Source organism: Pseudomonas sp. R38(2017) (assembly GCF_002112395.1).
Lineage (GTDB): Bacteria > Pseudomonadota > Gammaproteobacteria > Pseudomonadales > Pseudomonadaceae > Aquipseudomonas.
Genome location: NZ_NEHN01000006.1, coordinates 321942 through 344334 on the forward strand (window position 1 = coordinate 321942; position 22393 = coordinate 344334).

Sequence of the window (22393 nt, forward strand, 5' to 3'; positions counted from 1 at the left end):
CTCAGCCCTCGATCGCCGGAATATGCCCAAACAATTCCTGAGCAAATGCTACGCGCTCTTCAACCGTTTCAGTCACGCCGCGGGTCTTGAGATCCTCCAGATGCGCTTCCACCGCATGGGTACGTGCCGTCAGCCCGCAGTCATTGGCAATCTGTATATTCAGTCCCGGCCGCGCATTCAGTTCCAGAATCAGCGGGCCTTTCTCCTGGTCCAGCACCATGTCCACGCCGATGTAACCAAGCCCGCACAACTCATAACAACCAGCCGCAAGCTTCATGAAACCGTCCCAGTAGGGCAGTTGCACGCCGTCCACCGCGTTGGTGGTGTCCGGGTGTTTGGCGATGATGTTGTTAAGCCAGGTACCGCGCAACGTCAGGCCGGTGGCCAGATCGACACCGACGCCGATGGCGCCCTGGTGCAGGTTGGCCTTGCCGCCGGACTGACGGGTCGGCAGGCGCAGCATCGCCATCACCGGGTAGCCCATCAGCACGATGATGCGGATGTCCGGCACGCCTTCGTAGCTGATGCTCTTGAAGATCTGGTCCGGGGTCACCCGGTATTCGATCAGCGCCCGGTCGCGGTGGCCGCCCAGGGAATACAGGCCGGTGAGGATGCTGGAGATATGGTGCTCCAGCTCTTCGTGGGTGAGGATCTTGCCCGACACCGTGCGATAGCGACCTTCGAAACGGTCGGCGATGACGATGATGCCGTCACCGCCGGCACCCTGGGCCGGCTTGATCACGAAGTCGTTACGCCCGCCGATGATCTCGTCGAGCTTGTCGATTTCCTTCTCCGTGGAAATCACGCCATACAGTTCCGGCACATGAATGCCGGCCTTGATCGCGCGCTCCTTGGTGATGATCTTGTCATCGACGATCGGATACAGACTGCGCTTGTTGTACTTGAGCACGTAGTCCGCGTTACGCCGATTGATGCCCATGATGCCCCGGGCTTCCAGGGCCTTCCAGGTCTTCCAGAAACCGAACATCAGGCGTCAGCCTTCTTCAGGAAGGCCTTGAAGCGCACCAGTTCGGTCAGGCGATATCCGCGATAGCGACCCATGGCCAGCATGAAGCCCACCAGGATCAGCAGGATCGCCGGGAAGGTGAACACGAAGTACACCAGCTCCGGAACGGTCATGATCAGGTGCGCCAGGGACGCCGCGAACAGCGTGCCGATCGCCACTTTCAGCGCATGGCTGGCGCCGCGCTCTTCCCAGGTGATCGACAGGCGTTCGATGGTCATGGTCAGAATCACCATCGGGAACAGTGCTACCGACAGGCCGCGTTCCAGGCCGAGCTTGTGGCTGAACAGGCTGATCGCCGCGATCAGCACCACCACGAACGTCAGCACCACCGACAGGCGCGGCAGCATTTGCAGCTTCAGGTGTTCCAGATAGGAGCGCAGCGACAGCCCCAATGCCGTGATCACGGTAAACAGCAGAATACCGAAGCCCAGCTGCGTCTCGCGGAAGGCGAGGGCAATCAGTACCGGAGTGAATGTACCGAGGGTCTGCAAGCCGACCAGGTTGCGCAGGATCAGGATCACCAGCACGCCGATCGGGATCATCACCATGATCATGAAGGTTTGCTGGGTCTGCAGCGGCAGGCCGTACAGCGAATATTCGAGGAAGTTGGCGTCGGTGTTTTCATCGGTCAGCTTGGCCAGACGAATCGCGTTCATTTCGCTGTTGTTCAGGCTGAAGGTCACATTGGCTTTTTTCGCGCCATCGATGGTGATCAGGTTTTCATCGCCGGTCCACCACAGCAGACGGTCAGTCGGCAGGCCTTGTTCACCGGTTTCCGGATTGAAGTACAGCCAGTCGTTGCCGTTGAAACTGCGCAGCCACAGTTCAGGTGTTTGCGGCTGATCGGCAACGAGGCGGATGGTGTGGACCTTTTCCACCGGCACGTGGGCGATGGACAGCAGCAGTTCGACGATTTTTGCCTTGTGTGGTGTCGACGGATCGCCGGCCAGCAGCAGTTTCACGTTGTCGTCGTTGACGTTGTTGACGCGTTTGATCGCCTCGCCAATAAAGGTTTCGACGTCTGCCGAGTGCTGGCGGATCGGCGCGAGCAGGGCTTCGGCGGCGATTTTTTCCGGGCCTTCGATGGCCATGCTGTCGCGGAAGGTCGGGCCTTTGATCTTGGTTTTTTCAGCGGTGTAGCGCTTGGTCAGCACCAGACGGTAATAAAGAGTCTGATTGCCCTTGGCCCGGCGCGCCGACCACGTGACCTTGCGGTTGCCGTCGACACGGTTGACCGCCACGCCATAGTTGTTGGAGATGAAGCTTTCATTGAGGCTGACGTAATCGCGGCTCAGGGGCGGTACGAACATCTGGATCTTCACCGGATCCTTGGTGCTGGCGACGAACTCGACCTTGGCGTCGATGTTCCACAAGTCGTCGGTGGCGTCTTCGGTCACCGGGATGCCGAGCACGAAAATCTGATAGGCCGTAACCGAAACGCCCAGGAGCACCAGGATGGTGATCAGGATTTTCAGGTGGAAGGTTAGAGAACGCATGGAAATTACTCGGCGGTATGAGCGGCGATGGCGCAGGCGGGTTTGCCGGCAGCGTATTTAAGACTGGGATCGACCAGCGCATCGAAGCGTTTCAGCGCCTCGGAGCCGATCAAAAGCGGATATTGGAACGCACTGCGGTCGGTCAGGTTCACTTCGATGCTGCGCATTGCCGAACCCATGCAGATATCCAGCTCGATCACCGGGCGCGCGGTGTACTTCTTGCCTTCTTCCGGGTCGTAGTCGCCGGCACGGCGCTTGATCTTGCTGACCCGGGCCAGCGGCCGTTCGATCGGGTGCGAATGCGCAGCGTCGATGGCCAGGTAGAAGCGCACCCAGGATTCACCGTTGCGCTTGAAGCGTTTGATGTCGCGGGCGCTCAGGGAGGCGGTCTTCGCCCCGGTATCGAGTTTCGCCGCCACTTCCAGGTTGATCCCGTCGAGGGAGGCGTACTCGTTGAGGCCGTACACAGTCTTTTCCCCCGCCACAGCCAGGCCGGGCAGGCACAACAGATAAAAGAAGGTGGGGAAGGGCTTGAGTCTCATAAATCCTGGCGAGCAGCGGTCCGTTCTCGGTTCAGGGCCACGGCATCAGGAGATCCTGTCTGCGCGCGCCTTCGTGTGCCTATCAGCTTTTTATGACAAGCCGTGCAAGTGACTGGCAAATGCGGGCGGCATTCTAGCACGGTGGTTTTATGGCGCCAGCGCCCGAGCGGGTCTATAACCCTTGGGGCTGATATCGGGCGTTATTAGACGATTGTCGACAATATCCATTTATCCTTTGACTGGAGCGGGCTGATTCGCTAGTTTTTGCCGCATTGGATTTAAAGGTGTCGACAATATGCTGGATCAACTCGATCCCCCGGTCATCAGCGGCGACGATTCGGAAACCCTGTCCGAAAACGTCTTCCGACGTATCCAGGCGGCCATCGTCAAAGGCGAGATCGCCCCGGGCAGCAAGATCTCCGAGCCTGAACTGGCGCGCACCTATGGCATCAGTCGTGGGCCGCTGCGTGAGGCGATCCACCGGCTCGAAGGCCAGCGCCTGCTGGTGCGCGTGCCGCACGTCGGCGCGCGGGTGGTCTCGCTGAGCCACGCCGAACTGCTCGAACTCTACGAAATTCGCGAGTCCCTTGAAGGCATGGCCTGCCGTCTGGCGGCTGAACGCATGAGCGTCGAAGAAATCGACGAACTGCGCCGGGTGCTGGAAACCCACGAGCGCGATGCCGCGTTCCAGGCCGGCGTCGGCTACTACCAGCAGGAAGGCGATTTCGACTTTCACTACCGGATCATCCAGGGCAGCGGTAATCGCACCCTTACGCAAATGCTTTGCGGCGAGCTCTATCAACTGGTGCGCATGTACCGCATCCAGTTTTCCACCACGCCCAACCGCCCGCGCCAGGCTTTTGCCGAACACCACCGGATTCTCGATGCCATCGCCGACCGTGACGGCGAGCTCGCGGAATTGTTGATGCGCCGCCACATCGGCGCCTCGAAACGCAACATCGCCCGTCATTACCAGGACGGCGCCGACAATAAGACAGCCACTGAACGAGGTGAGTCATGAGTTCCAACAAGAGCACTCCAGGCCAGCGTTTCCGCGATGCGGTCGCCAGCGAACATCCGCTGCAAGTGGTCGGCGCGATCAACGCCAACCACGCGCTGCTGGCCAAGCGCGCCGGTTTCAAGGCGATTTACCTCTCCGGTGGCGGGGTAGCTGCCGGCTCCCTCGGCGTGCCGGACCTGGGCATCACCGGCCTGGATGACGTGCTGACCGACGTGCGCCGCATCACCGACGTCTGCGACCTGCCACTGCTGGTAGACGTCGACACCGGTTTCGGCGCCTCGGCGTTCAACGTGGCCCGCACCGTCAAGTCGATGATCAAGTTCGGCGCCGCTGCGATTCACATCGAAGATCAGGTAGGCGCCAAGCGCTGCGGCCATCGTCCGAACAAAGAGATCGTGACCCAGCAGGAAATGGTCGACCGCATCAAGGCCGCCGTCGATGCCCGTACCGACGACAGCTTCGTGATCATGGCCCGCACCGACGCGTTGGCCGTTGAAGGCCTGGACTCGGCACTGGATCGCGCCGCCGCGTGCATCGAGGCTGGCGCCGACATGATTTTCCCGGAAGCCATCACTGAACTGGAGATGTACAAGCTGTTCGCCAACCGTGTGAAAGCGCCGATCCTGGCCAATATCACCGAATTCGGCTCGACGCCGCTGTACACCACCGAGCAGCTTGCGGGAGCAGATGTGTCGCTGGTGCTGTATCCGCTGTCGGCGTTCCGCGCGATGAACAAGGCGGCAGAAAACGTCTACACCGCGATCCGCCGCGACGGTACCCAGCAGAATGTCATCGACACCATGCAGACTCGCATGGAGCTCTACGATCGCATCGATTACCACACCTTCGAGCAGAAGCTCGACGCGTTGTTTGCGGCGAAGAAGTAAGCCGCAACCGTACTCCCTAACAAATTCAAGATTGGAGACAACAATGGCCGAAGCAAAAGTACTCAGTGGCGCCGGGCTCCGGGGCCAGGTCGCCGGGCAAACCGCACTGTCCACCGTGGGCCAGACCGGTGCCGGGCTGACCTATCGCGGCTACGACGTGCGTGAACTGGCGGCAGACGCACAATTTGAAGAAGTGGCGTACCTGCTGCTCTACGGAGAGCTGCCGACCAAGGCCCAACTCGCCGAGTATCAAGGCAAGCTGAGCAAGCTGCGCAACCTGCCGCAAGCGCTGAAGGAAGTGCTGGAACGCATCCCCGCCGAAGCCCACCCGATGGACGTGATGCGTACCGGTTGCTCGTTCCTGGGCAACATCGAGCCGGAGAAAGACTTCTCCGAGCAACGCGACAAGACCGACCGGCTGTTGGCCGCGTTCCCGGCGATCATGTGCTACTGGTATCGCTTCAGCCACGACGGCAAACGCATCAATTGCGTGACGGACGAGCCGTCCATCGGCGGCCACTTCCTGCACCTGCTGCACGACAAGAAGCCGAGCGAACTGCACGTCAAGGTGATGAACGTGTCGCTGATCCTCTACGCCGAACACGAGTTCAACGCCTCGACCTTCACTGCTCGGGTGTGCGCTTCGACGCTGTCCGATCTGTACTCGTGCGTCACGGCAGCCATCGGCTCGCTGCGCGGCCCGCTGCACGGCGGCGCCAACGAAGCGGCGATGGAGATGATCGAGCGCTTCTCGTCGCCGGAAGAGGCGATCAAGGGCACCCTCGGCATGTTGGAGCGCAAGGACAAGATCATGGGCTTCGGCCACGCGATCTATAAGGACAGCGATCCGCGCAACGAGGTGATCAAGGGCTGGTCGAAACAACTCGCCGACGAAGTGGGCGACAAGGTGCTGTTCCCGGTTTCGGAAGCCATCGACAAGACCATGTGGGAGCAGAAGAAACTGTTCCCCAACGCCGACTTCTACCATGCCTCGGCGTACCACTTCATGGGCATCCCGACCAAGCTGTTCACGCCGATCTTCGTCTGCTCGCGCCTGACCGGCTGGGCGGCGCACGTGTTCGAACAGCGCGCCAACAACCGCATCATCCGTCCAAGCGCCGAGTATGTTGGCGTCGAACAGCGCAAGTTCGTGCCAATCGAACAGCGCTGACCGGGGGAGGGCGCCGGTACAGGCGCCCCCTCTTTGAAACTACCGTGACCGAGTCCTGACCGATGAACACAGAATTTCGCAAGAACCTGCCTGGCACGCCGCTGGACTTTTTCGACGTCCGTGCGGCTGTCGATGCGATCCAGCCCGGCAGCTACGACACCCTGCCGTACACCTCTCGCGTGCTGGCGGAAAACCTCGTGCGTCGCTGCGACCCGGCCACGCTCACCGATTCCCTGAAGCAACTGATCGAGCGCAAACGCGACCTCGACTTCCCGTGGTTCCCGGCTCGCGTGGTGTGCCACGACATTCTCGGCCAGACCGCGCTGGTGGATCTGGCCGGCCTGCGTGACGCGATTGCCCAGCAGGGCGGCGACCCGGCGCAAGTCAACCCGGTGGTGCCGACGCAATTGATCGTCGACCACTCGCTGGCGGTAGAGGCGGGCGGTTTTGACAAGCTGGCGTTCGAGAAAAACCGCGCCATCGAAGACCGTCGCAACGAAGACCGTTTCCACTTCATCAACTGGACCAAGAAGGCGTTCAAGAACGTCGACGTGATCCCGCCGGGCAACGGCATCATGCACCAGATCAACCTGGAGAAAATGTCTCCGGTGATCCAGGTGCGTGACGGTGTGGCGTTCCCGGATACCTGCGTCGGCACCGACAGCCACACCCCGCACGTTGATGCGCTGGGCGTGATTGCCATCGGCGTTGGTGGGCTTGAAGCCGAAAGCGTGATGCTCGGCCGCGCGTCGTGGATGCGTCTGCCGGAAAGCGTCGGCGTCGAACTGACCGGCAAGCTGCAACCGGGCATTACCGCCACCGACATGGTGCTGGCGCTGACCGAGTACCTGCGCAAACAGAAAGTGGTCGGCGCGTGGCTGGAATTCTTCGGTGAAGGTGCCTCCGCGCTGACCCTCGGTGACCGCGCGACCATCTCCAACATGGCCCCGGAATACGGAGCCACGGCGGCGATGTTCTACATCGACCAGCAGACCATCGACTACCTGAAACTCACCGGTCGCGAAGACCAGCAAGTGCAGCTCGTCGAGCAATATGCCAAGCAGATAGGCCTGTGGGCCGACAGCCTGAAAGGCGCGCAATACGAGCGCGGGCTGACGTTCGACCTGTCTTCGGTGGTGCGCAACATGGCCGGCCCGAGCAACCCGCACGCCCGTGTGGCGGTGTCGGATCTGGCGGCCAAAGGCATCTCCGGGAAATGGGAAGACGTTCCGGGGCAAATGCCCGACGGCGCGGTGATCATCGCTGCCATCACCAGTTGCACCAACACCAGCAACCCGCGCAACGTAATCGCCGCCGGCCTGCTGGCGCGCAACGCCAACAAGCTCGGCTTGACTCGCAAACCGTGGGTCAAGTCGTCGCTGGCGCCGGGCTCGAAAACCGTGGCGCTGTACCTCGATGAAGCGGGACTGACCACGGAGCTGGAACAGCTCGGTTTTGGCGTCGTCGCTTTCGCCTGCACCACCTGCAACGGTATGTCCGGTGCGCTGGATCCGGTGATTCAACAAGAGATCATCGACCGCGACTTGTACGCCACCGCTGTGCTGTCCGGCAACCGCAACTTCGACGGCCGGATTCACCCGTACGCCAAGCAGGCGTTCCTCGCTTCGCCGCCGCTGGTGGTGGCTTATGCGATTGCCGGCACCATCCGTTTCGACATCGAAAAAGATGTGCTCGGCGTGGTCGACGGCAAGGAAATCCGCCTGAAGGACATCTGGCCGAGCGACGAAGAAATCGACGCGGTGGTGAAATCCTCGGTGAAGCCGGAGCAGTTCCGTCAGGTTTACATTCCGATGTTTGCCGTTCACGAAGACACCGGCCCGAAAGTCGCGCCGCTGTACGACTGGCGTGAAATGAGCACCTATATCCGTCGTCCGCCCTACTGGGAAGGTGCGCTGGCCGGGGCTCGGCCGCTCAAGGGCATGCGTCCGCTGGCGGTGCTGCCTGACAACATCACCACCGATCACCTGTCGCCTTCGAACGCGATCATGCTCGACAGTGCTGCCGGCGAATATCTGGCGAAAATGGGCCTGCCGGAAGAGGACTTCAACTCTTACGCGACCCACCGTGGCGACCACTTGACCGCGCAGCGCGCGACGTTTGCCAACCCGAAACTGTTCAACGAAATGGTCGTGGAAAACGGCAAGGTCAAGCAGGGTTCGCTGGCACGCGTCGAGCCGGAAGGCAAAGTGATGCGCATGTGGGAAGCCATCGAAACCTACATGGAACGCAAGCAGCCGCTGATCATCATTGCCGGCGCCGACTACGGTCAGGGCTCGTCCCGGGACTGGGCGGCCAAAGGCGTGCGTCTGGCGGGTGTGGAAGCGATTGCCGCCGAAGGTTTCGAGCGCATTCACCGCACCAACCTGGTGGGCATGGGCGTGTTGCCGCTGGAGTTCAAACCGGGCACCGACCGCAAGACCCTGGGCATCGACGGCAGCGAAACCTACGACGTGATCGGTGAGCGCACACCGCGTGCCGACCTGACGCTGGTGATCCATCGCAAGAACGGTGAGCGCGTCGAAGTGCCGGTGACCTGCCGCCTAGACACCGCCGAAGAAGTGTCGATCTACGAGGCCGGCGGCGTGCTGCAGCGCTTCGCTCAGGACTTCCTCGAAGAGTCGGCGGTTGCCGTTTAAATCAACTGATGTGGGCATGGGACTTCAAGTCCCATGCCTTCGTTAAGGAGCACCATGGCTCACGCACCGCAAATCAAGATCCCCGCCACCTACATGCGCGGCGGTACCAGCAAAGGCGTGTTTTTCAGCCTGAATGATCTGCCCGAAGCCGCGCAAATCCCCGGCCCGACCCGCGATGCGCTGTTACTGCGGGTGATCGGCAGCCCCGACCCGTACGACAAACAGATCGACGGCATGGGCGGCGCCACTTCCAGCACCAGCAAAACCGTGATCCTGTCGAAAAGCATCAAGGCCGATCACGACGTCGATTACCTGTTCGGTCAGGTGTCCATCGACAAGCCGTTCGTGGACTGGAGCGGCAACTGCGGCAACCTGTCGGCGGCGGTCGGCTCGTTCGCCATCAGCAATGGTCTGGTGGACGCCAGCCGCATTCCGCACAACGGTGTGGCGGTGGTGCGCGTGTGGCAGGCCAACATCGGCAAGACGATCATCGCCCACGTGCCGATCACCAACGGCGAAGTCCAGGAAACCGGTGATTTCGAACTCGACGGCGTGACTTTCCCGGCCGCCGAAGTGCAGGTCGAATTCATGGACCCGGCGGCGGAAGAAGAGGGCGGCGGTGGTTCGATGTTCCCCACCGGCAATCTGATCGATGAACTGGAAGTGCCGGGCGTCGGCACCTTCAAGGCGACCATGATCAACGCGGGTATCCCGACGATCTTCGTCAACGCCGAAGACATCGGCTACACCGGCACCGAACTGCAGAGCGCGATCAACAGCGATCCGAAAGCGCTGCAGATGTTCGAGACCATCCGCGCCTACGGTGCGTTGCGTATGGGGCTGATTTCCAATCTGGATGAAGCGGCCAAGCGTCAACACACGCCGAAAGTAGCGTTTGTCGCCAAGCCTGCGGATTACGTGGCGTCCAGTGGAAAAACCATTGGCGCCGGGGATGTAGATTTGCTGGTGCGTGCGTTGTCGATGGGCAAGTTGCACCACGCGATGATGGGGACGGCGGCGGTGGCGATTGGCACCGCAGCGGCCATTTCCGGCACCTTGGTCAACCTCGCGGCCGGCGGTGTTGAGCGTAACGCCGTGCGCTTCGGGCATCCGTCCGGGACGTTGCGCGTCGGGGCTGAAGCGAGTCTGGAAAACGGTGAGTGGGTCGTGAAGAGGGCGATCATGAGCCGCAGTGCGCGCGTGCTGATGGAAGGTTACGTCCGCGTGCCTGGAGATTCGTTCTAATGAACAACCGGTGAGAGCGAGCCCGTTCGCTCTCACCGCCATGCGCATTTCAATAAGAAGAAAATCAGCCCTGAACCGAGGTCCCATCAACGAACCACTTCCAAGAGTGAATCGAACATGAGCACCAACGTCGACCTGAACAACCGCCCCGACTACGACCGTGTCCTGCAGGACATCGCCGATTACGTTCTGACCTTCAAAATCGAATCCACCGAAGCTCTCGACACCGCCCGCAACTGTCTGATGGACACCCTGGGCTGCGGCCTGCTGGCCCTGCGTTTCCCCGAGTGCATCAAACACCTTGGCCCCATCGTCGAAGGCACCGTCGTGCCCTTCGGCGCGCGGGTGCCGGGCACTTCCTATCGCCTCGACCCGGTAAAAGCCGCGTGGGACATCGGCTGCATCGTGCGCTGGCTCGATTACAACGACACCTGGCTCGCCGCCGAATGGGGGCATCCGTCGGACAACCTCGGCGGGATTCTCGCGGTGGCCGATCACCTGTCGCAGAAACGCCTGGCCAATGGCGAATCGCCGCTGACGGTGCGCGATGTGCTTGAAGCAATGATCATGGCTCACGAGATTCAGGGCGTAATCGCACTGGAAAACTCCTTCAACCGCGTAGGCCTCGACCATGTGATCCTGGTGAAAGTGGCCTCCACAGCAGTTGTCGCCAAACTGATGGGCGCCCATCGCGAGCAGCTGTTGTCTGCGTTGTCCCACGCGTTCGCCGACGGTCAGGCATTGCGTACTTACCGCCATGCGCCGAATGCCGGCTCACGCAAATCCTGGGCGGCGGGGGATGCGTCCAGTCGTGGCGTGCGTCTGGCGGATATCGCGATGCGCGGTGAAATGGGAATTCCCGGTGTGCTGACGGCCAAGCAGTGGGGCTTCTACGACGTGCTGTTCAGCCACACCAACAACGATCTGGCGCTCAAGCCTGAAGGCAAGCGAGCCTTCAGTTTCTCGCGACCCTTCGGCAGTTACGTGATGGAAAACGTGCTGTTCAAGATCAGCTTCCCCGCCGAATTCCACGCGCAAACCGCCTGCGAAGCCGCGGTGACCCTGCACCCGCAGGTGCGCAATCGTCTGCATGAGATCGACCGCATCGTCATCACCACCCACGAATCGGCGATCCGCATCATTTCCAAGGTCGGCCCGTTGGCCAACGCCGCCGACCGCGATCACTGCATTCAGTACATGACCGCCGTGCCGCTGGCGTTTGGCAATCTGGTGGCCGAGCAGTACGAAGACGATTTCCACGCAGCTCATCCGGTCATCGATGTGCTGCGCGAAAAAATGGTCATCGTCGAAGATCCGCGTTTCACCCGCGAATATCTCGAAGCCGACAAGCGCTCGATTGCCAACGCGGTGCAGGTGTTTTTCAAGGACGGCTCCAGCACCGAAAACGTGGTGGTGGAGTACCCGATCGGTCACCGCCGGCGTCGGGCCGAGGGCATTCCGTTGCTGGAGGACAAGTTCAGGGCGAACCTGGCCACGCGTTTCACCGGCCAGCGCAGCGCCGAGATCCTTGCGCTGTGCAAGGATCAGACGCGGCTCGAGGCGACGCCGGTGAATCGTTTTGTCGACTTGTTCGTGATCTGAAACGCCGGGATTGTCGAGGGCTACAGGCTGCCCTCGACATCGTCCAGGCTGAAGGTCTCCGTATGGTCGTCGTAGGAGAAAATCTCCGCATAGCGACCCCAGGCAATCACGATTTCCAGGTTTTTCTCGACGAAGGCTTCGGTCAGCGAGTCTTCCAGTTCCTGCTCGAAACGCACCCGTGGCGCCCGGTGGCCGTTGCGCTCCAGCAATACCTGGCGGATCCGCGCGGCCAGCGGTATGTAGCGGATCAGATGTTCGGCAAACAGGGTCTTGCGCTCCTGGGTGCCGTAGTCGGCGAACAGTTTGCCGGCGTCCGTCAGGGTGATGTCCGCGCCCTTGAGTTCGGCGAAACCCAGGTATTCGAGCATCTCGGCCACCGGGAACAGGTCGTCCACTTCCAGCAAGCGACGCTCGGCTACGGTGGGCAGACCGGCGTGGCCGTTGTAGGGCTCGGCCGCGAGGGTTTCGATAAGGCCCGCCATCAAGTTGGTGGACACTTCCTGCAGCGGGCTGCTGATCTTCAGTTCGGGTTTGCCGGTGCTGGCATCGGCGCTGCGGCGGTCGGTCATCTGCGCGTAGATGTCATCGACCATCTGCCGGAACGCCGGATCCAGGCGATTGCGTGGGTGGGCGAAGGGCACCTTGATTTCCGCCACCAGCCGCCCGGGGTTGGAAGACAGCACCATAATGCGGTCGCACATCAACACCGCTTCTTCAATGTTGTGGGTCACGATCAGGATCGATTTGATCGGCAGTTGCTTGCCGCTCCACAGATCCAGCAAGTCGTTTCTCAGGGTTTCGGCGGTCAACACGTCCAGCGCCGAGAAGGGCTCGTCCATCAACAGTAGCGTCGGGTTGACCACCAGCCCGCGAGCGAATCCCACGCGCTGGCGCATGCCGCCGGACAGTTCGCGAGGATAGGCGTTTTCGAAACCGTCCAGGCCGATCAGGTCGATGGCCGCCAGCGCACGCTTGCGCGCTTCCTTGCGTTCGACCTGCAAGGCTTGCAGGCCGGCCTCGACGTTTTCCAGCACCGTCAGCCACGGGAACAGGGCAAAGGTCTGGAACACCATGGCCACACCTTCGGCCGGGCCGTCCAGCGGCTTGCCGTTGTACAGAACCTCGCCCGACGAAGGCTCGATCAGGCCCGCGATGATCCGCAGCAGGGTCGACTTGCCCGAGCCGGAGCGGCCGAGCATGCCAACGATCTCGCCTTCGTGCAGGGCCAGGTTGACCCCGCTGAGCACTTGCAACTCGTCCTTGCCCTTGCCAAACACCCGGTTGACGTCGGTGAGCGAGTAGATTTCGGGTGTGGTGCCCGCGTGTTCGGTATAGGTATTCATCACATCGAATCCCGTCAGTTCAGGCGAAGTTTGTTTTCGGCCATGGCGTACATCGGCCGCCAGACCACGCGATTGAAGGCCACGACAAAGAACGACATCACCACCACGCCGAGGGTGATTTTCGGGAAGTCGCCGGCGGCCGTGGTTTGCGCGATGTAGGCGCCCAGGCCATGGGCGACGACCTTGTCTTGCCCCCAGGAAACGAATTCGGAAACGATGCTGGCGTTCCACGCACCACCCGAGGCGGTAATTGCACCCGTCACGTAATACGGGAAGATCCCCGGCAGCATCACCTTGCGCCACCACAGCCAGCCGTGAATGCGGAAGTTGGCGGCGGCTTCCTTGAAGTCATTGGGGAAGGCGCTGGCCCCGGCGATCACGTTGAACAGGATGTACCACTGGGTGCCGAGCACGATCAGCGGACTGAGCCATATATCCGGGTTCAACTGGTAACGCAGGATCACGATGACGAATACCGGGAACAGCAGATTCGCCGGGAACGCCGCGAGGAACTGCGCCAGTGGCTGGATTTTTTCCGCCAGCGCCGGTCGCAGGCCGATCATCACGCCCAGCGGCACCCAGATCAGCGAGGCGATGAAGATCAGCCCGGCCACTCGCAACAGGGTAAACACCCCCATCAGCAACACATGTCCGACCTCGGCAAACGTTACTTCGGTGCCGACGTACAAAACGATGTGATAGAGCGCATACGCGGTCAGCAACCCGATCAGCGAGCCCCAGATCCAGTCGATCACTTTGGTGGTGGCGGGGCTTTCCGAGGCCATGACCTTGCGCGCGGTGCGCGGCAGGTTCAGGCGCATATTGCCGATTCGGCTGATGACGCGAGTGATGGGGCGCAAAATGCGCTGGACCAGCCGGGTACGCTGGATCAGATTCAGTACCCAGGACTCCGGTGCGGTGGTCTGTGAGGCGGTGTTTTCCATGCGGAACTTGTCCGCCCACGCAACCAGAGGGCGGAACAGGAACTGGTCATAGATCAGGATGACCACGACCATTGTCAGGATGACGTAGCCCACCGCGTGCATGTCCTTTTGCGCGATGGCCATGGCCAGGAACGAGCCGATCCCCGGCAGGGTGATGGTTTGGTCACCGACGGTGATCGCTTCCGAGGCCACAACGAAAAACCAGCCGCCGGACATGCTCATCATCATGTTCCAGACCAGTCCGGGCATGGCGAAAGGCACGTCGAGCTTCCAGAACTTCTGCCAGCCGGACAGTTGCAGGTTGGTCGACACTTCCACCAGGTCCCGCGGCAGCATGCGCAACGATTGGTAGAAGCTGAAGGTCATGTTCCACGCCTGGCTGGTGAAAATGGCAAAGATCGCGGCGAGTTCCGCGCCCAGTACCCGGCCCGGAAACAGCAATAAAAAGAAGGTCACGGTAAAGGAGATGTAACCCAGCACCGGCACCGATTGCAGGATGTCCAGCACCGGCACCAGCAGCTTTTCGGCCCGACGGCTTTTTGCGGCCAACGTGCCGTAGAGCAGGGTGAACACCAGTGACGCGACCATTGCCGCGAGCATGCGCAGGGTGGTGCGCATGGCGTATTCGGGTAAATTGCTCGGGTCGAGGGACACCACTTCACTTTGCAGGGAGCCGATCGGGGCCCAGGTTTCCCGGGCAACGATGGAGAAAAACAGCAAAAAGCCGATCACCAGCGGCAGGGCGATCAAGTCCCAGCGATTGGGCAACAGGCGCCGTGTCGAGGCCGGGATGTAGTGGCGGAACACTTTGTTCATAGGCAGTGAGTCCTGCAGCGTTCTGAATGGAGGCGCGGCTGTCTGAGCGTAGCTTCTGTCTGCATTGCGCACCCGGGAAGGAGCGGGCGCTCATTCCATGACTTCAAGTGGGAAGCGGATGCTGCGGACCCGGTGAATTCACCGGGTCGAGAGGGTTGGCGCATCCGGTTTCGGGCCGGATACGCAACTTGCGCGGATTGTATATTTCGAAATGTTACAGAGGCGTAAAAAACACGGTCCGGGAGCGGGCTTGTGATACTTCATTCAGCCTGCGGACAGGTTGGGCGGGGCCGGGTTACTTGAACCGCCGCTCCACGCCTTTTTCCACCAGGATCTTCGCCGAAATCTCTTCCACGGAAAAATGCGTGGAATTGATGTGCGGGATGTTCTCGCGGCGGAACAGGTTCTCCACTTCGCGCACTTCGAATTCGCACTGGGCGTAGCTCGAATAGCGGCTGTTGGGCTTGCGCTCGTTGCGGATCGCAGTGAGGCGGTCCGGGTCGATGGTCAGGCCGAACAGCTTGTGCTGGTGGGCGCGCAGGGCGGCCGGCAGTTGCAGGCGTTCCATGTCGTCTTCGGTCAGCGGGTAGTTGGCCGCACGGATGCCGAATTGCATCGCCATGTACAGACACGTCGGCGTCTTACCACAACGCGACACGCCCACTAGTATCAGGTCGGCCTTGTCGTAATAGTGGGTGCGGGCGCCGTCGTCGTTGTCGAGGGCGAAGTTCACCGCCTCGATCCGCTCCATGTAGTTGGAGTTGTGACCGATCGAATGGGATTTGCCGACAGTGTAGGAAGAATGCTCGGTCAGCTCCTGCTCGAGAGGGGCGAGGAAGGTTGAGAAAATGTCGATCATGAAACCATTGGAGGTTGCGAGAATCTCACGAATGTCCTGATTGACGATGGTGTCGAAGATGATCGGCCGGAAACCGTCGGTTTCAGCGGCTTTGTTGATTTGTTGTACCATGGCCCGCGCTTTGTCCGCGTTGTCGATGTAGGGCCGCGTGAGTTTGGTGAAGGTGATGTTTTCGAACTGCGCCAGAAGGCTTTGACCCAGGGTTTCGGCGGTGATGCCGGTGCCATCGGAGATAAAGAAAGCAGATCGTTTCATTTGCACCTTGGGCCTTAAGCTAATGAGTATTTCTGGATATGATAGGCGCGATTTGCCGGCCGCCATTGGCCCGCATTCTCACTTATTTTCCAGGTCCAGGCCATACAGCCGGCCAACGCTCCCCCGAGCCGCCGGTTTCTGAGCTTTTCCAACACAGTTAGTGGAGAGATCACCTTGGTAGAGTACGTAGTTTCCCTCGATAAGCTCGGCAAACACGATGTTGAGCATGTGGGGGGCAAGAACGCATCCCTGGGCGAGATGATCAGTAACCTGGCCGGTGCCGGTGTTTCGGTCCCCGGCGGCTTCGCCACCACGGCGCAGGCCTATCGCGACTTCCTGGAACTGAGCGGTCTGAACGATCAGATCCACAAGGCCCTCGATGCGCTGGACGTCGATGACGTCAATGCCCTGGCCAAGACTGGTGCCCAGATCCGCCAATGGATCATGGAAGCCGAATTCCCTGAAAAACTGAACACCGAGATCCGCACCGCGTTCGCCGCGCTGTCGGCCGGCAATCCTGACGTGGCCGTGGCAGTACGTTCCTCCGCCACCGCCGAAGACTTGCCGGACGCTTCGTTCGCCGGTCAGCAGGAAACCTTCCTGAACATCCGTGGCGTTGAAAACGTCATTCGCGCGGCCAAGGAAGTGTTCGCTTCCCTGTTCAACGACCGTGCCATTTCCTACCGCGTGCACCAGGGCTTCGACCACAAGCTGGTCGCCCTGTCGGCTGGCGTGCAGCGCATGGTGCGTTCGGAAACCGGCACCGCCGGCGTGATGTTCACCCTCGATACCGAATCCGGCTTCCGTGACGTGGTGTTCATCACCGGCGCCTACGGCCTGGGCGAAACCGTCGTACAAGGCGCGGTGAACCCGGACGAATTCTATGTTCACAAGGGCACGCTGGAGGCCGGTCGTCCGGCGATCCTGCGTCGCAACCTGGGCAGCAAGGCCATCAAGATGATCTACGGCGACGAGGCCAAGGCCGGTCGTTCCGTGAAGACCGTCGATGTCGACAAGGCCGACCGTGCACGTTTCTGCCTGACCGACGCTGAAGTCAGCGAACTGGCCAAACAGGCGATGATCATCGAGAAGCACTACGGCTGCCCGATGGACATCGAGTGGGCCAAGGACGGTGATGACGGCAAGCTGTACATCGTGCAGGCCCGTCCGGAAACCGTGAAGAGCCGTACCCAGGCCAACGTCATGGAACGTTACCTGCTGAAAGAAACCGGCACCGTGCTGGTGGAAGGTCGTGCCATCGGTCAGCGCATCGGCGCGGGCAAGGTGCGGATCATCCGCGACGTGTCGGAAATGGACAAAGTCCAGCCTGGCGACGTGCTGGTCTCCGACATGACCGACCCGGACTGGGAACCGGTCATGAAGCGCGCCAGCGCCATCGTCACCAACCGTGGCGGCCGTACCTGCCACGCGGCGATCATCGCCCGTGAGCTGGGTATTCCGGCAGTGGTCGGTTGCGGCAACGCCACCCAACTGCTGAAGGATGGCCAGGGCGTGACCGTGTCCTGCGCCGAAGGCGATACCGGTTACATCTTCGAAGGCGAACTGGGCTTCGACATCAAGAAGAACTCCGTGGACGCCATGCCGGAGCTGCCGTTCAAGATCATGATGAACGTCGGCAACCCGGACCGCGCCTTCGATTTCGCGCAGCTGCCGAACGCCGGTGTGGGCCTTGCCCGTCTGGAATTCATCATCAATCGCATGATCGGCGTGCACCCGAAAGCGCTGTTGAACTACGACGGCCTGCCGCAGGAAATCAAGGACAGCGTCGACAAGCGCATCGCAGGTTACGACGATCCGGTCGGCTTCTATGTCGAAAAACTGGTTGAAGGCATCAGCACCCTGGCGGCTGCGTTCGCACCGAAGAAGGTCATCGTGCGTCTGTCGGACTTCAAGTCCAACGAATACGCCAACCTGATCGGCGGCAAACTGTACGAGCCGGAAGAAGAAAACCCGATGCTGGGCTTCCGTGGGGCTTCGCGTTACATCAGCGAATCGTTCCGTGACTGCTTCGAACTCGAGTGCCGTGCGCTGAAACGCGTGCGCAACGAGATGGGCCTGACCAACGTCGAAATCATGGTGCCGTTCGTGCGTACCCTGGGCGAAGCCAGCCAGGTGGTCGATCTGCTGGCCGAAAACGGCTTGAAGCGCGGCGACAATGGCCTGCGTGTGATCATGATGTGCGAACTGCCGTCCAACGCGATTCTCGCTGAAGAATTCCTCGAATTTTTCGACGGTTTCTCGATCGGTTCCAACGACCTGACTCAACTGACACTGGGTCTGGACCGTGATTCCGGGATCATCGCGCACCTGTTCGACGAGCGTAATCCAGCGGTCAAGAAACTGCTGGCCAACGCAATTGCCGCGTGCAACAAGGCTGGCAAGTACATCGGCATCTGCGGTCAGGGTCCTTCGGACCACCCGGACCTGGCCAAGTGGCTGATGGAACAGGGCATTGAAAGCGTGTCGCTGAACCCGGACACCGTGCTGGAAACCTGGTTCTTCCTGGCTGAGGGTCAGGCTCAGGCCTGATCAGTGAGCGAAGCGGCCGGTGATTGACCGGCTGCTTCAGGATTCAAGTAGGGCGGGCTCCTCTGGATGCCGCCCTTTTTTGTGCAAGAGCATTATGCAAAGCAGCAGCAACCTGTTTCCTGTCGCTCTGATCAGCGCCGAACGACGCGGCGATCTGAGCGAAGATGTCTACCGTTTGAAACCGGGCAACAGTCCCGACTGGTCCGTGGAAATCGCGGTGACCCGTCTCGGCATGGCCGATGAGCCGGCGATTCGCGGTGTGCCGGTGATCTTGCTGCATGGCAGCTTCTCCAACCGGCGCTTCTGGTTTTCCCCGAAAGGTTTGGGGCTGGGCGCCTATCTGACCCGACTGGGTTTCGATGTGTGGATCCCGGAAATGCGCGGCCACGGCATGTCCCAGCGCAACGAGGACTATCGCCGCAATCGCGTCGCCGACTACGCCCGTTACGATTTGCCGGCCATCGCCGCGTTCGTGCGTGAGCAGAGCGGGCAGGTGCCGCACTGGATCGGCCATTCGCTGGGCGGCATTACCCTGGCGGCAGCGCTGGGCGGCGAATACCTGGGCGAGCCGGCGGTGGCGTCGGCGGCATTTTTCGGCACGCAGGTCAGCCGCACATACTGGCCGCTGAAAATTCCACCGGTGGAGTGGAGCGGGCGCTTCATTCTCAAGCGTTTTGCCCAGTTGTCGGGCTCGCGGCTCAAGCGCGGCCCGGAAGACGAGCCGATTGGCCTGGCCCTGGAAAGCATGCGCTGGTACGGCCTGTTCGGGCGTTTCGGGGACAAGGACAAGGATTGGTGGGCGGGGCTCGCCGATGTTCAGGTGCCGGTTTTGGCGGTGACCGCGGCTGGCGATCATCAGGATCCGGCCTGGGCCTGCCGCAAGCTGTTCGAGCAAATCGGCTCCGAGCACAAGCAGTTCATCAATCTGGGACGTGAGCAGGGCTTCAGCGAAAATTTCGGCCATGTCGAGATGCTGGTGAGCAAGCCTGCCCAGGCTGAAGTCTGGCCGCTGGTGGCGCGCTGGTTGGCTGACCAGCACACGCCATTACTCGGCGAAAAGGTGGATCTGGCGGTGGCGGGATGAGCGGAAGGCTCTGAAAAGGGCATTTCGTTCGAGTCGGCTTGCGGCTAAGATATGACGCACTGGGCGGTTCCGGTCACATTTGGTGGCTGTTTCGCTATTACGTTTCAGCTTGTGTTCAGGTTCGCTCAGCGACCATTGCATGAACTAAGGTAAACAGCGACCGCCGGATCTCGTTTCAAAAGCGTGCGACATCCTTGATCGTCTTCCTTGTTACAGGAGTTATTCGATGAACCATTACCTCACGCCTGACCTGTGCGACGCCTATCCGGAGCTGGTGCAGGTGCTGGAACCGATGTTCAGCAATTTCGGCGGCCGTGATTCCTTCGGTGGCGAAATCGTGACCATCAAGTGCTTCGAAGACAACTCGCTGGTCAAGGAACAAGCCGAACTCAAGGGCAACGGCAAAGTGTTGGTGGTCGATGGTGGTGGTTCTCTGCGCTGCGCGCTGCTGGGCGACATGATCGCCGAGAAAGCCTCGAAAAACGGCTGGGAAGGGCTGGTGATCTACGGCTGCATCCGTGATGTGGACGTCATCGCCCAGACCGATCTCGGCGTTCAGGCGCTGGCCAGCCACCCGAAGAAGACCGACAAACGCGGTCTCGGCGACCTCAACGTGCCGGTAACGTTTGCGGGTGTCACCTTTCATCCGGGCCAATACATCTATGCGGACAACAACGGTGTGATCATTTCGCCGAGCCCGCTGAAGATGCCTGAATAAAATCGCGGTAAGCACTGGGGTGAGGATGTTCGAGGAAGAAAACGCGCAATGGGGGTTGGTGCATGCCCTGGTGCTGGACGGTAAAGGCGGTGCGCGTTCGATAGCCCGGACTGATCTCGACAGTTTGCAGTTGCAGGCACACGAAAGCCTGTGGCTGCACTGGGATCGCAGTCACCCGCAGACCCAGACCTGGCTGCGCAAATCCAGTGGACTCAACGAATTCACCTGCGATCTGCTGCTGGAAGAGAACACACGTCCACGGCTGTTGCCGCTGCCCGATTCCGAATTGCTGCTGTTTCTGCGCGGGGTCAACCTCAATCCGGGTGCCGAGCCGGAAGATATGGTCTCGGTACGAATTTTCGCTTCGGCCCAGCGTGTGATTTCCCTGCGTCTGCGCCCCTTGCGCGCCACCGATGAACTGTTGGCGATGCTGGGTGAGGGCAAAGGCCCGAAAACCTCGTCCGAACTCATTCTCTATCTCGCCCAATACCTCACCAACAAGGTGCAGGATCTGGTCACTTGCCTCTCGGAAGTGGTCGATGAAGAGGAAGAAAAGCTGGATGCCGACGAACGGTATACTCCCGAGCACGGTGCCATTTTGCACATCCGTCGCCGGGCGGCCGGGCTGAAGCGTTTTCTTGCGCCGCAGCGGGATATTTTCGGACAGCTGACGCGGATAAAACTGCCTTGGTTCGTCGATGACGACGCCGACTACTGGAACGAATTGAACAACAGCCTGACCCGCTATCTCGAAGAGCTCGAATTGACCCGAGAGCGCGTGGGGCTTGTGCTGGACACCGAAGACCGGCGTTTGAGCGTGCGCATGAATCGCACCATGTACCGCTTCGGAATCATCACCGGGATCTTTTTGCCGATGAGTTTTCTCACCGGCCTGCTGGGGATCAATGTCGGCGGAATTCCGCTTTCCGGGAGCCCCTACGGATTCCTTGTGGCTTGCCTGCTGATGGTCTCGGTGGCGCTCGGACAATGGTGGTTGTTCCGCCGTTTGCGCTGGGTATGACGATGCGCCATGTGACCCGACCAAATTTGCCCGCGTCTTTCACAGACATCACGAGAGGTGCGTATGCACGATCCGTTTGAACAGTCTTTGCGCGACATGCTCAACGCCTCGCCGTCCGGCCGCGACGACGATGCCTGCCTGGGGCGCGTACTCAAAACCGCCAACCGCCAGGTCGGCGCCGGTGATCTGTTCAGCCTGCTGGGCCGCTGGCTGCCCGCGCTGATGATCGCCCTGAACAACGGCTCGGCTCATGTCGCGCCGGTTTCCCGTCTCCGTAAACCTAACGCTCGCACTGCTGATAAGGCTGATTGAATATGGAACTTGATCTCTGGACTCAGAGCCTCGTCACGGCAATGACTGCGTTGTGGACCAAAGTCGCTAATTTCATCCCGAACCTGTTCGGCGCACTGGTAGTGCTGCTGTTGGGCTTCGTCGTGGCCAAGTTGCTGGACACCTTGCTGTCCAAGTTGCTCGCTAAACTCGGCCTCGACCGCCTGATGGGCGGCACCGGCCTGACCAAATTGATGTCCCGTGCGGGACTGCAAGTGCCGATCTCGACCCTGATCGGAAAAATCGTCTATTGGTTCGTTTTGTTGATTTTCCTGGTTTCTGCGGCAGAATCTCTCGGGCTTGAGCGAGTTTCAGCTACGCTGGACATGTTGGCGCTGTATGTGCCGAAAGTTTTTGGCGCCGCGTTGGTACTGCTGGTGGGTGTATTGCTGGCGCAACTGGCCAACGGTCTGGTACGCGGTGCGGCAGAAGGCGTTGGTCTGGACTACGCTTCAGGACTTGGGCGAATTGCCCAGGGCCTGGTGATCATCATCAGTATCTCGGTCGCGATCAGTCAGCTCGAGGTCAAGACCGACCTGCTGAACCATGTGATCGTTATCGTATTGATTACCGTTGGTCTGGCGGTTGCGCTGGCCATGGGCCTGGGAAGCCGGGAAATTGCCGGTCAGATTCTTGCGGGAATCTATGTGCGTGAGTTGTATCAGGTTGGGCAACAAGTGCGTGTTGGCGAGGTCGAAGGCCAGATCGAAGAGATCGGCACGGTTAAAACCACATTGCTGACCGATGAGGGTGAGCTAGTCTCACTCTCCAATCGGATCCTGCTGGAACAGCATGTGAGTAGCCGCTAACCCGGCAAACCCTGCT

At 60.6% G+C, this 22393-nt stretch carries 18 protein-coding genes; 12 read left to right on the forward strand and 6 right to left on the reverse strand.

Annotated elements, in window-relative coordinates:
- Nucleotide 1 precedes the first annotated feature (1 nt).
- The 3 genes from CAF87_RS17600 to CAF87_RS17610 are packed head-to-tail and all read right to left on the reverse strand — an operon-like array spanning nt 2 to nt 3065.
- Nucleotides 2-988, reverse strand: coding sequence for an alpha-L-glutamate ligase-like protein (locus tag CAF87_RS17600; RefSeq protein ID WP_085732384.1), 987 nt, complete (start codon nt 986-988; stop codon nt 2-4).
- Complete coding sequence (locus CAF87_RS17605) at nt 988-2523, reverse strand: inactive transglutaminase family protein (protein WP_085732385.1); 1536 nt, start codon at nt 2521-2523, stop codon at nt 988-990. Before CAF87_RS17605 ends, CAF87_RS17600 begins: the two co-directional genes overlap by 1 nt.
- 5 nt (nt 2524-2528) lie before the next feature.
- Entirely contained in the window at nt 2529-3065 is a 537-nt protein-coding gene (locus CAF87_RS17610; RefSeq protein ID WP_085732386.1) for an ATP-dependent zinc protease, read from the reverse strand.
- A 298-nt stretch (nt 3066-3363) separates the two neighbouring features.
- Between CAF87_RS17610 and CAF87_RS17615 the strand changes: the two genes are divergently transcribed.
- The 6 genes from CAF87_RS17615 (at nt 3364) to prpD (ending at nt 11648) form a co-directional block, all read left to right on the forward strand.
- Nucleotides 3364-4086 carry a GntR family transcriptional regulator gene (locus CAF87_RS17615; protein ID WP_169432611.1) on the forward strand — a complete coding sequence of 241 codons (723 nt, stop codon included), beginning with the start codon at nt 3364-3366 and terminating at the stop codon, nt 4084-4086.
- The gene (gene prpB / locus CAF87_RS17620; protein WP_085732387.1) at nt 4083-4973 is read left to right on the forward strand and encodes a methylisocitrate lyase; all 891 of its coding nucleotides are present in this window, start codon (nt 4083-4085) and stop codon (nt 4971-4973) included. The genes CAF87_RS17615 and prpB overlap by 4 nt, the downstream gene beginning before the upstream one ends.
- Nucleotides 4974-5016: 43 nt before the next feature.
- A complete protein-coding gene (gene prpC / locus CAF87_RS17625) occupies nt 5017-6144 on the forward strand; it encodes a 2-methylcitrate synthase (protein ID WP_085732388.1) in 1128 nt (375 codons plus the stop codon).
- 62 nt (nt 6145-6206) lie between these two features.
- The gene (gene acnD, locus CAF87_RS17630; protein WP_085732389.1) at nt 6207-8801 is read left to right on the forward strand and encodes a Fe/S-dependent 2-methylisocitrate dehydratase AcnD; all 2595 of its coding nucleotides are present in this window, start codon (nt 6207-6209) and stop codon (nt 8799-8801) included.
- 54 nt (nt 8802-8855) lie between these two features.
- Complete coding sequence (gene prpF, locus CAF87_RS17635; protein WP_085732390.1) at nt 8856-10046, forward strand: 2-methylaconitate cis-trans isomerase PrpF; 1191 nt, start codon at nt 8856-8858, stop codon at nt 10044-10046.
- 117 nt (nt 10047-10163) lie between these two features.
- Nucleotides 10164-11648, forward strand: coding sequence for a 2-methylcitrate dehydratase (prpD, locus tag CAF87_RS17640; RefSeq protein WP_085732391.1), 1485 nt, complete (start codon nt 10164-10166; stop codon nt 11646-11648).
- A 20-nt stretch (nt 11649-11668) separates the two neighbouring features.
- Here prpD and CAF87_RS17645 read toward each other — a convergent pair whose 3' ends face one another.
- The 3 genes from CAF87_RS17645 to CAF87_RS17655 all read right to left on the reverse strand — a co-directional run bounded on the left by CAF87_RS17645 (nt 11669) and on the right by CAF87_RS17655 (nt 15865).
- Nucleotides 11669-12991 carry an AAA-associated domain-containing protein gene (locus CAF87_RS17645; RefSeq protein ID WP_085732392.1) on the reverse strand — a complete coding sequence of 441 codons (1323 nt, stop codon included), beginning with the start codon at nt 12989-12991 and terminating at the stop codon, nt 11669-11671.
- Nucleotides 12992-13005: 14 nt separating this feature from the next.
- Nucleotides 13006-14751, reverse strand: coding sequence for an ABC transporter permease subunit (locus CAF87_RS17650; RefSeq protein ID WP_085732393.1), 1746 nt, complete (start codon nt 14749-14751; stop codon nt 13006-13008).
- 295 nt (nt 14752-15046) lie between these two features.
- Entirely contained in the window at nt 15047-15865 is an 819-nt protein-coding gene (locus tag CAF87_RS17655; RefSeq protein ID WP_085711899.1) for a pyruvate, water dikinase regulatory protein, read from the reverse strand.
- Between the two features lie 174 nt (nt 15866-16039).
- Between CAF87_RS17655 and ppsA the strand changes: the two genes are divergently transcribed.
- The 6 genes from ppsA (at nt 16040) to CAF87_RS17685 (ending at nt 22377) form a co-directional block, all read left to right on the forward strand.
- Nucleotides 16040-18415, forward strand: coding sequence for a phosphoenolpyruvate synthase (gene ppsA / locus CAF87_RS17660; RefSeq protein ID WP_085732394.1), 2376 nt, complete (start codon nt 16040-16042; stop codon nt 18413-18415).
- A 94-nt stretch (nt 18416-18509) separates the two neighbouring features.
- Nucleotides 18510-19499 (forward strand): alpha/beta fold hydrolase, encoded by a 990-nt coding sequence (locus CAF87_RS17665; protein ID WP_085732395.1) that lies wholly within the window; start codon nt 18510-18512, stop codon nt 19497-19499.
- A 226-nt stretch (nt 19500-19725) separates the two neighbouring features.
- Nucleotides 19726-20217, forward strand: a complete 492-nt coding sequence (rraA, locus tag CAF87_RS17670) for a ribonuclease E activity regulator RraA (protein WP_085732396.1) — start codon at nt 19726-19728, stop codon at nt 20215-20217.
- A 25-nt stretch (nt 20218-20242) separates the two neighbouring features.
- Entirely contained in the window at nt 20243-21238 is a 996-nt protein-coding gene (locus CAF87_RS17675) for a zinc transporter ZntB (RefSeq protein WP_085732397.1), read from the forward strand.
- Between the two features lie 63 nt (nt 21239-21301).
- Nucleotides 21302-21550, forward strand: coding sequence for a CrfX protein (locus tag CAF87_RS17680; protein WP_065259737.1), 249 nt, complete (start codon nt 21302-21304; stop codon nt 21548-21550).
- Nucleotides 21551-21552: 2 nt separating this feature from the next.
- Entirely contained in the window at nt 21553-22377 is an 825-nt protein-coding gene (locus CAF87_RS17685; protein WP_065259736.1) for a mechanosensitive ion channel domain-containing protein, read from the forward strand.
- The last annotated feature ends 16 nt before the right edge of the window (nt 22378-22393 follow it).

Bases quoted from the DNA above. Each gene is read 5' to 3' on its own strand.
- prpD (WP_085732391.1), top strand. From the start codon at position 10,164: ATGAGCACCAACGTCGACCTGAACAACCGCCCCGACTACGACCGTGTC.
- CAF87_RS17600 (WP_085732384.1), bottom strand. From the start codon at position 988: ATGTTCGGTTTCTGGAAGACCTGGAAGGCCCTGGAAGCCCGGGGCATC.
- CAF87_RS17605 (WP_085732385.1), bottom strand. From the start codon at position 2,523: ATGCGTTCTCTAACCTTCCACCTGAAAATCCTGATCACCATCCTGGTG.
- rraA (WP_085732396.1), top strand. From the start codon at position 19,726: ATGAACCATTACCTCACGCCTGACCTGTGCGACGCCTATCCGGAGCTG.
- CAF87_RS17610 (WP_085732386.1), bottom strand. From the start codon at position 3,065: ATGAGACTCAAGCCCTTCCCCACCTTCTTTTATCTGTTGTGCCTGCCC.
- CAF87_RS17665 (WP_085732395.1), top strand. From the start codon at position 18,510: ATGCAAAGCAGCAGCAACCTGTTTCCTGTCGCTCTGATCAGCGCCGAA.
- CAF87_RS17675 (WP_085732397.1), top strand. From the start codon at position 20,243: ATGTTCGAGGAAGAAAACGCGCAATGGGGGTTGGTGCATGCCCTGGTG.
- prpF (WP_085732390.1), top strand. From the start codon at position 8,856: ATGGCTCACGCACCGCAAATCAAGATCCCCGCCACCTACATGCGCGGC.
- CAF87_RS17685 (WP_065259736.1), top strand. From the start codon at position 21,553: ATGGAACTTGATCTCTGGACTCAGAGCCTCGTCACGGCAATGACTGCG.
- CAF87_RS17655 (WP_085711899.1), bottom strand. From the start codon at position 15,865: ATGAAACGATCTGCTTTCTTTATCTCCGATGGCACCGGCATCACCGCC.
- prpC (WP_085732388.1), top strand. From the start codon at position 5,017: ATGGCCGAAGCAAAAGTACTCAGTGGCGCCGGGCTCCGGGGCCAGGTC.
- CAF87_RS17680 (WP_065259737.1), top strand. From the start codon at position 21,302: ATGCACGATCCGTTTGAACAGTCTTTGCGCGACATGCTCAACGCCTCG.
- CAF87_RS17645 (WP_085732392.1), bottom strand. From the start codon at position 12,991: ATGAATACCTATACCGAACACGCGGGCACCACACCCGAAATCTACTCG.
- CAF87_RS17650 (WP_085732393.1), bottom strand. From the start codon at position 14,751: ATGAACAAAGTGTTCCGCCACTACATCCCGGCCTCGACACGGCGCCTG.
- acnD (WP_085732389.1), top strand. From the start codon at position 6,207: ATGAACACAGAATTTCGCAAGAACCTGCCTGGCACGCCGCTGGACTTT.
- prpB (WP_085732387.1), top strand. From the start codon at position 4,083: ATGAGTTCCAACAAGAGCACTCCAGGCCAGCGTTTCCGCGATGCGGTC.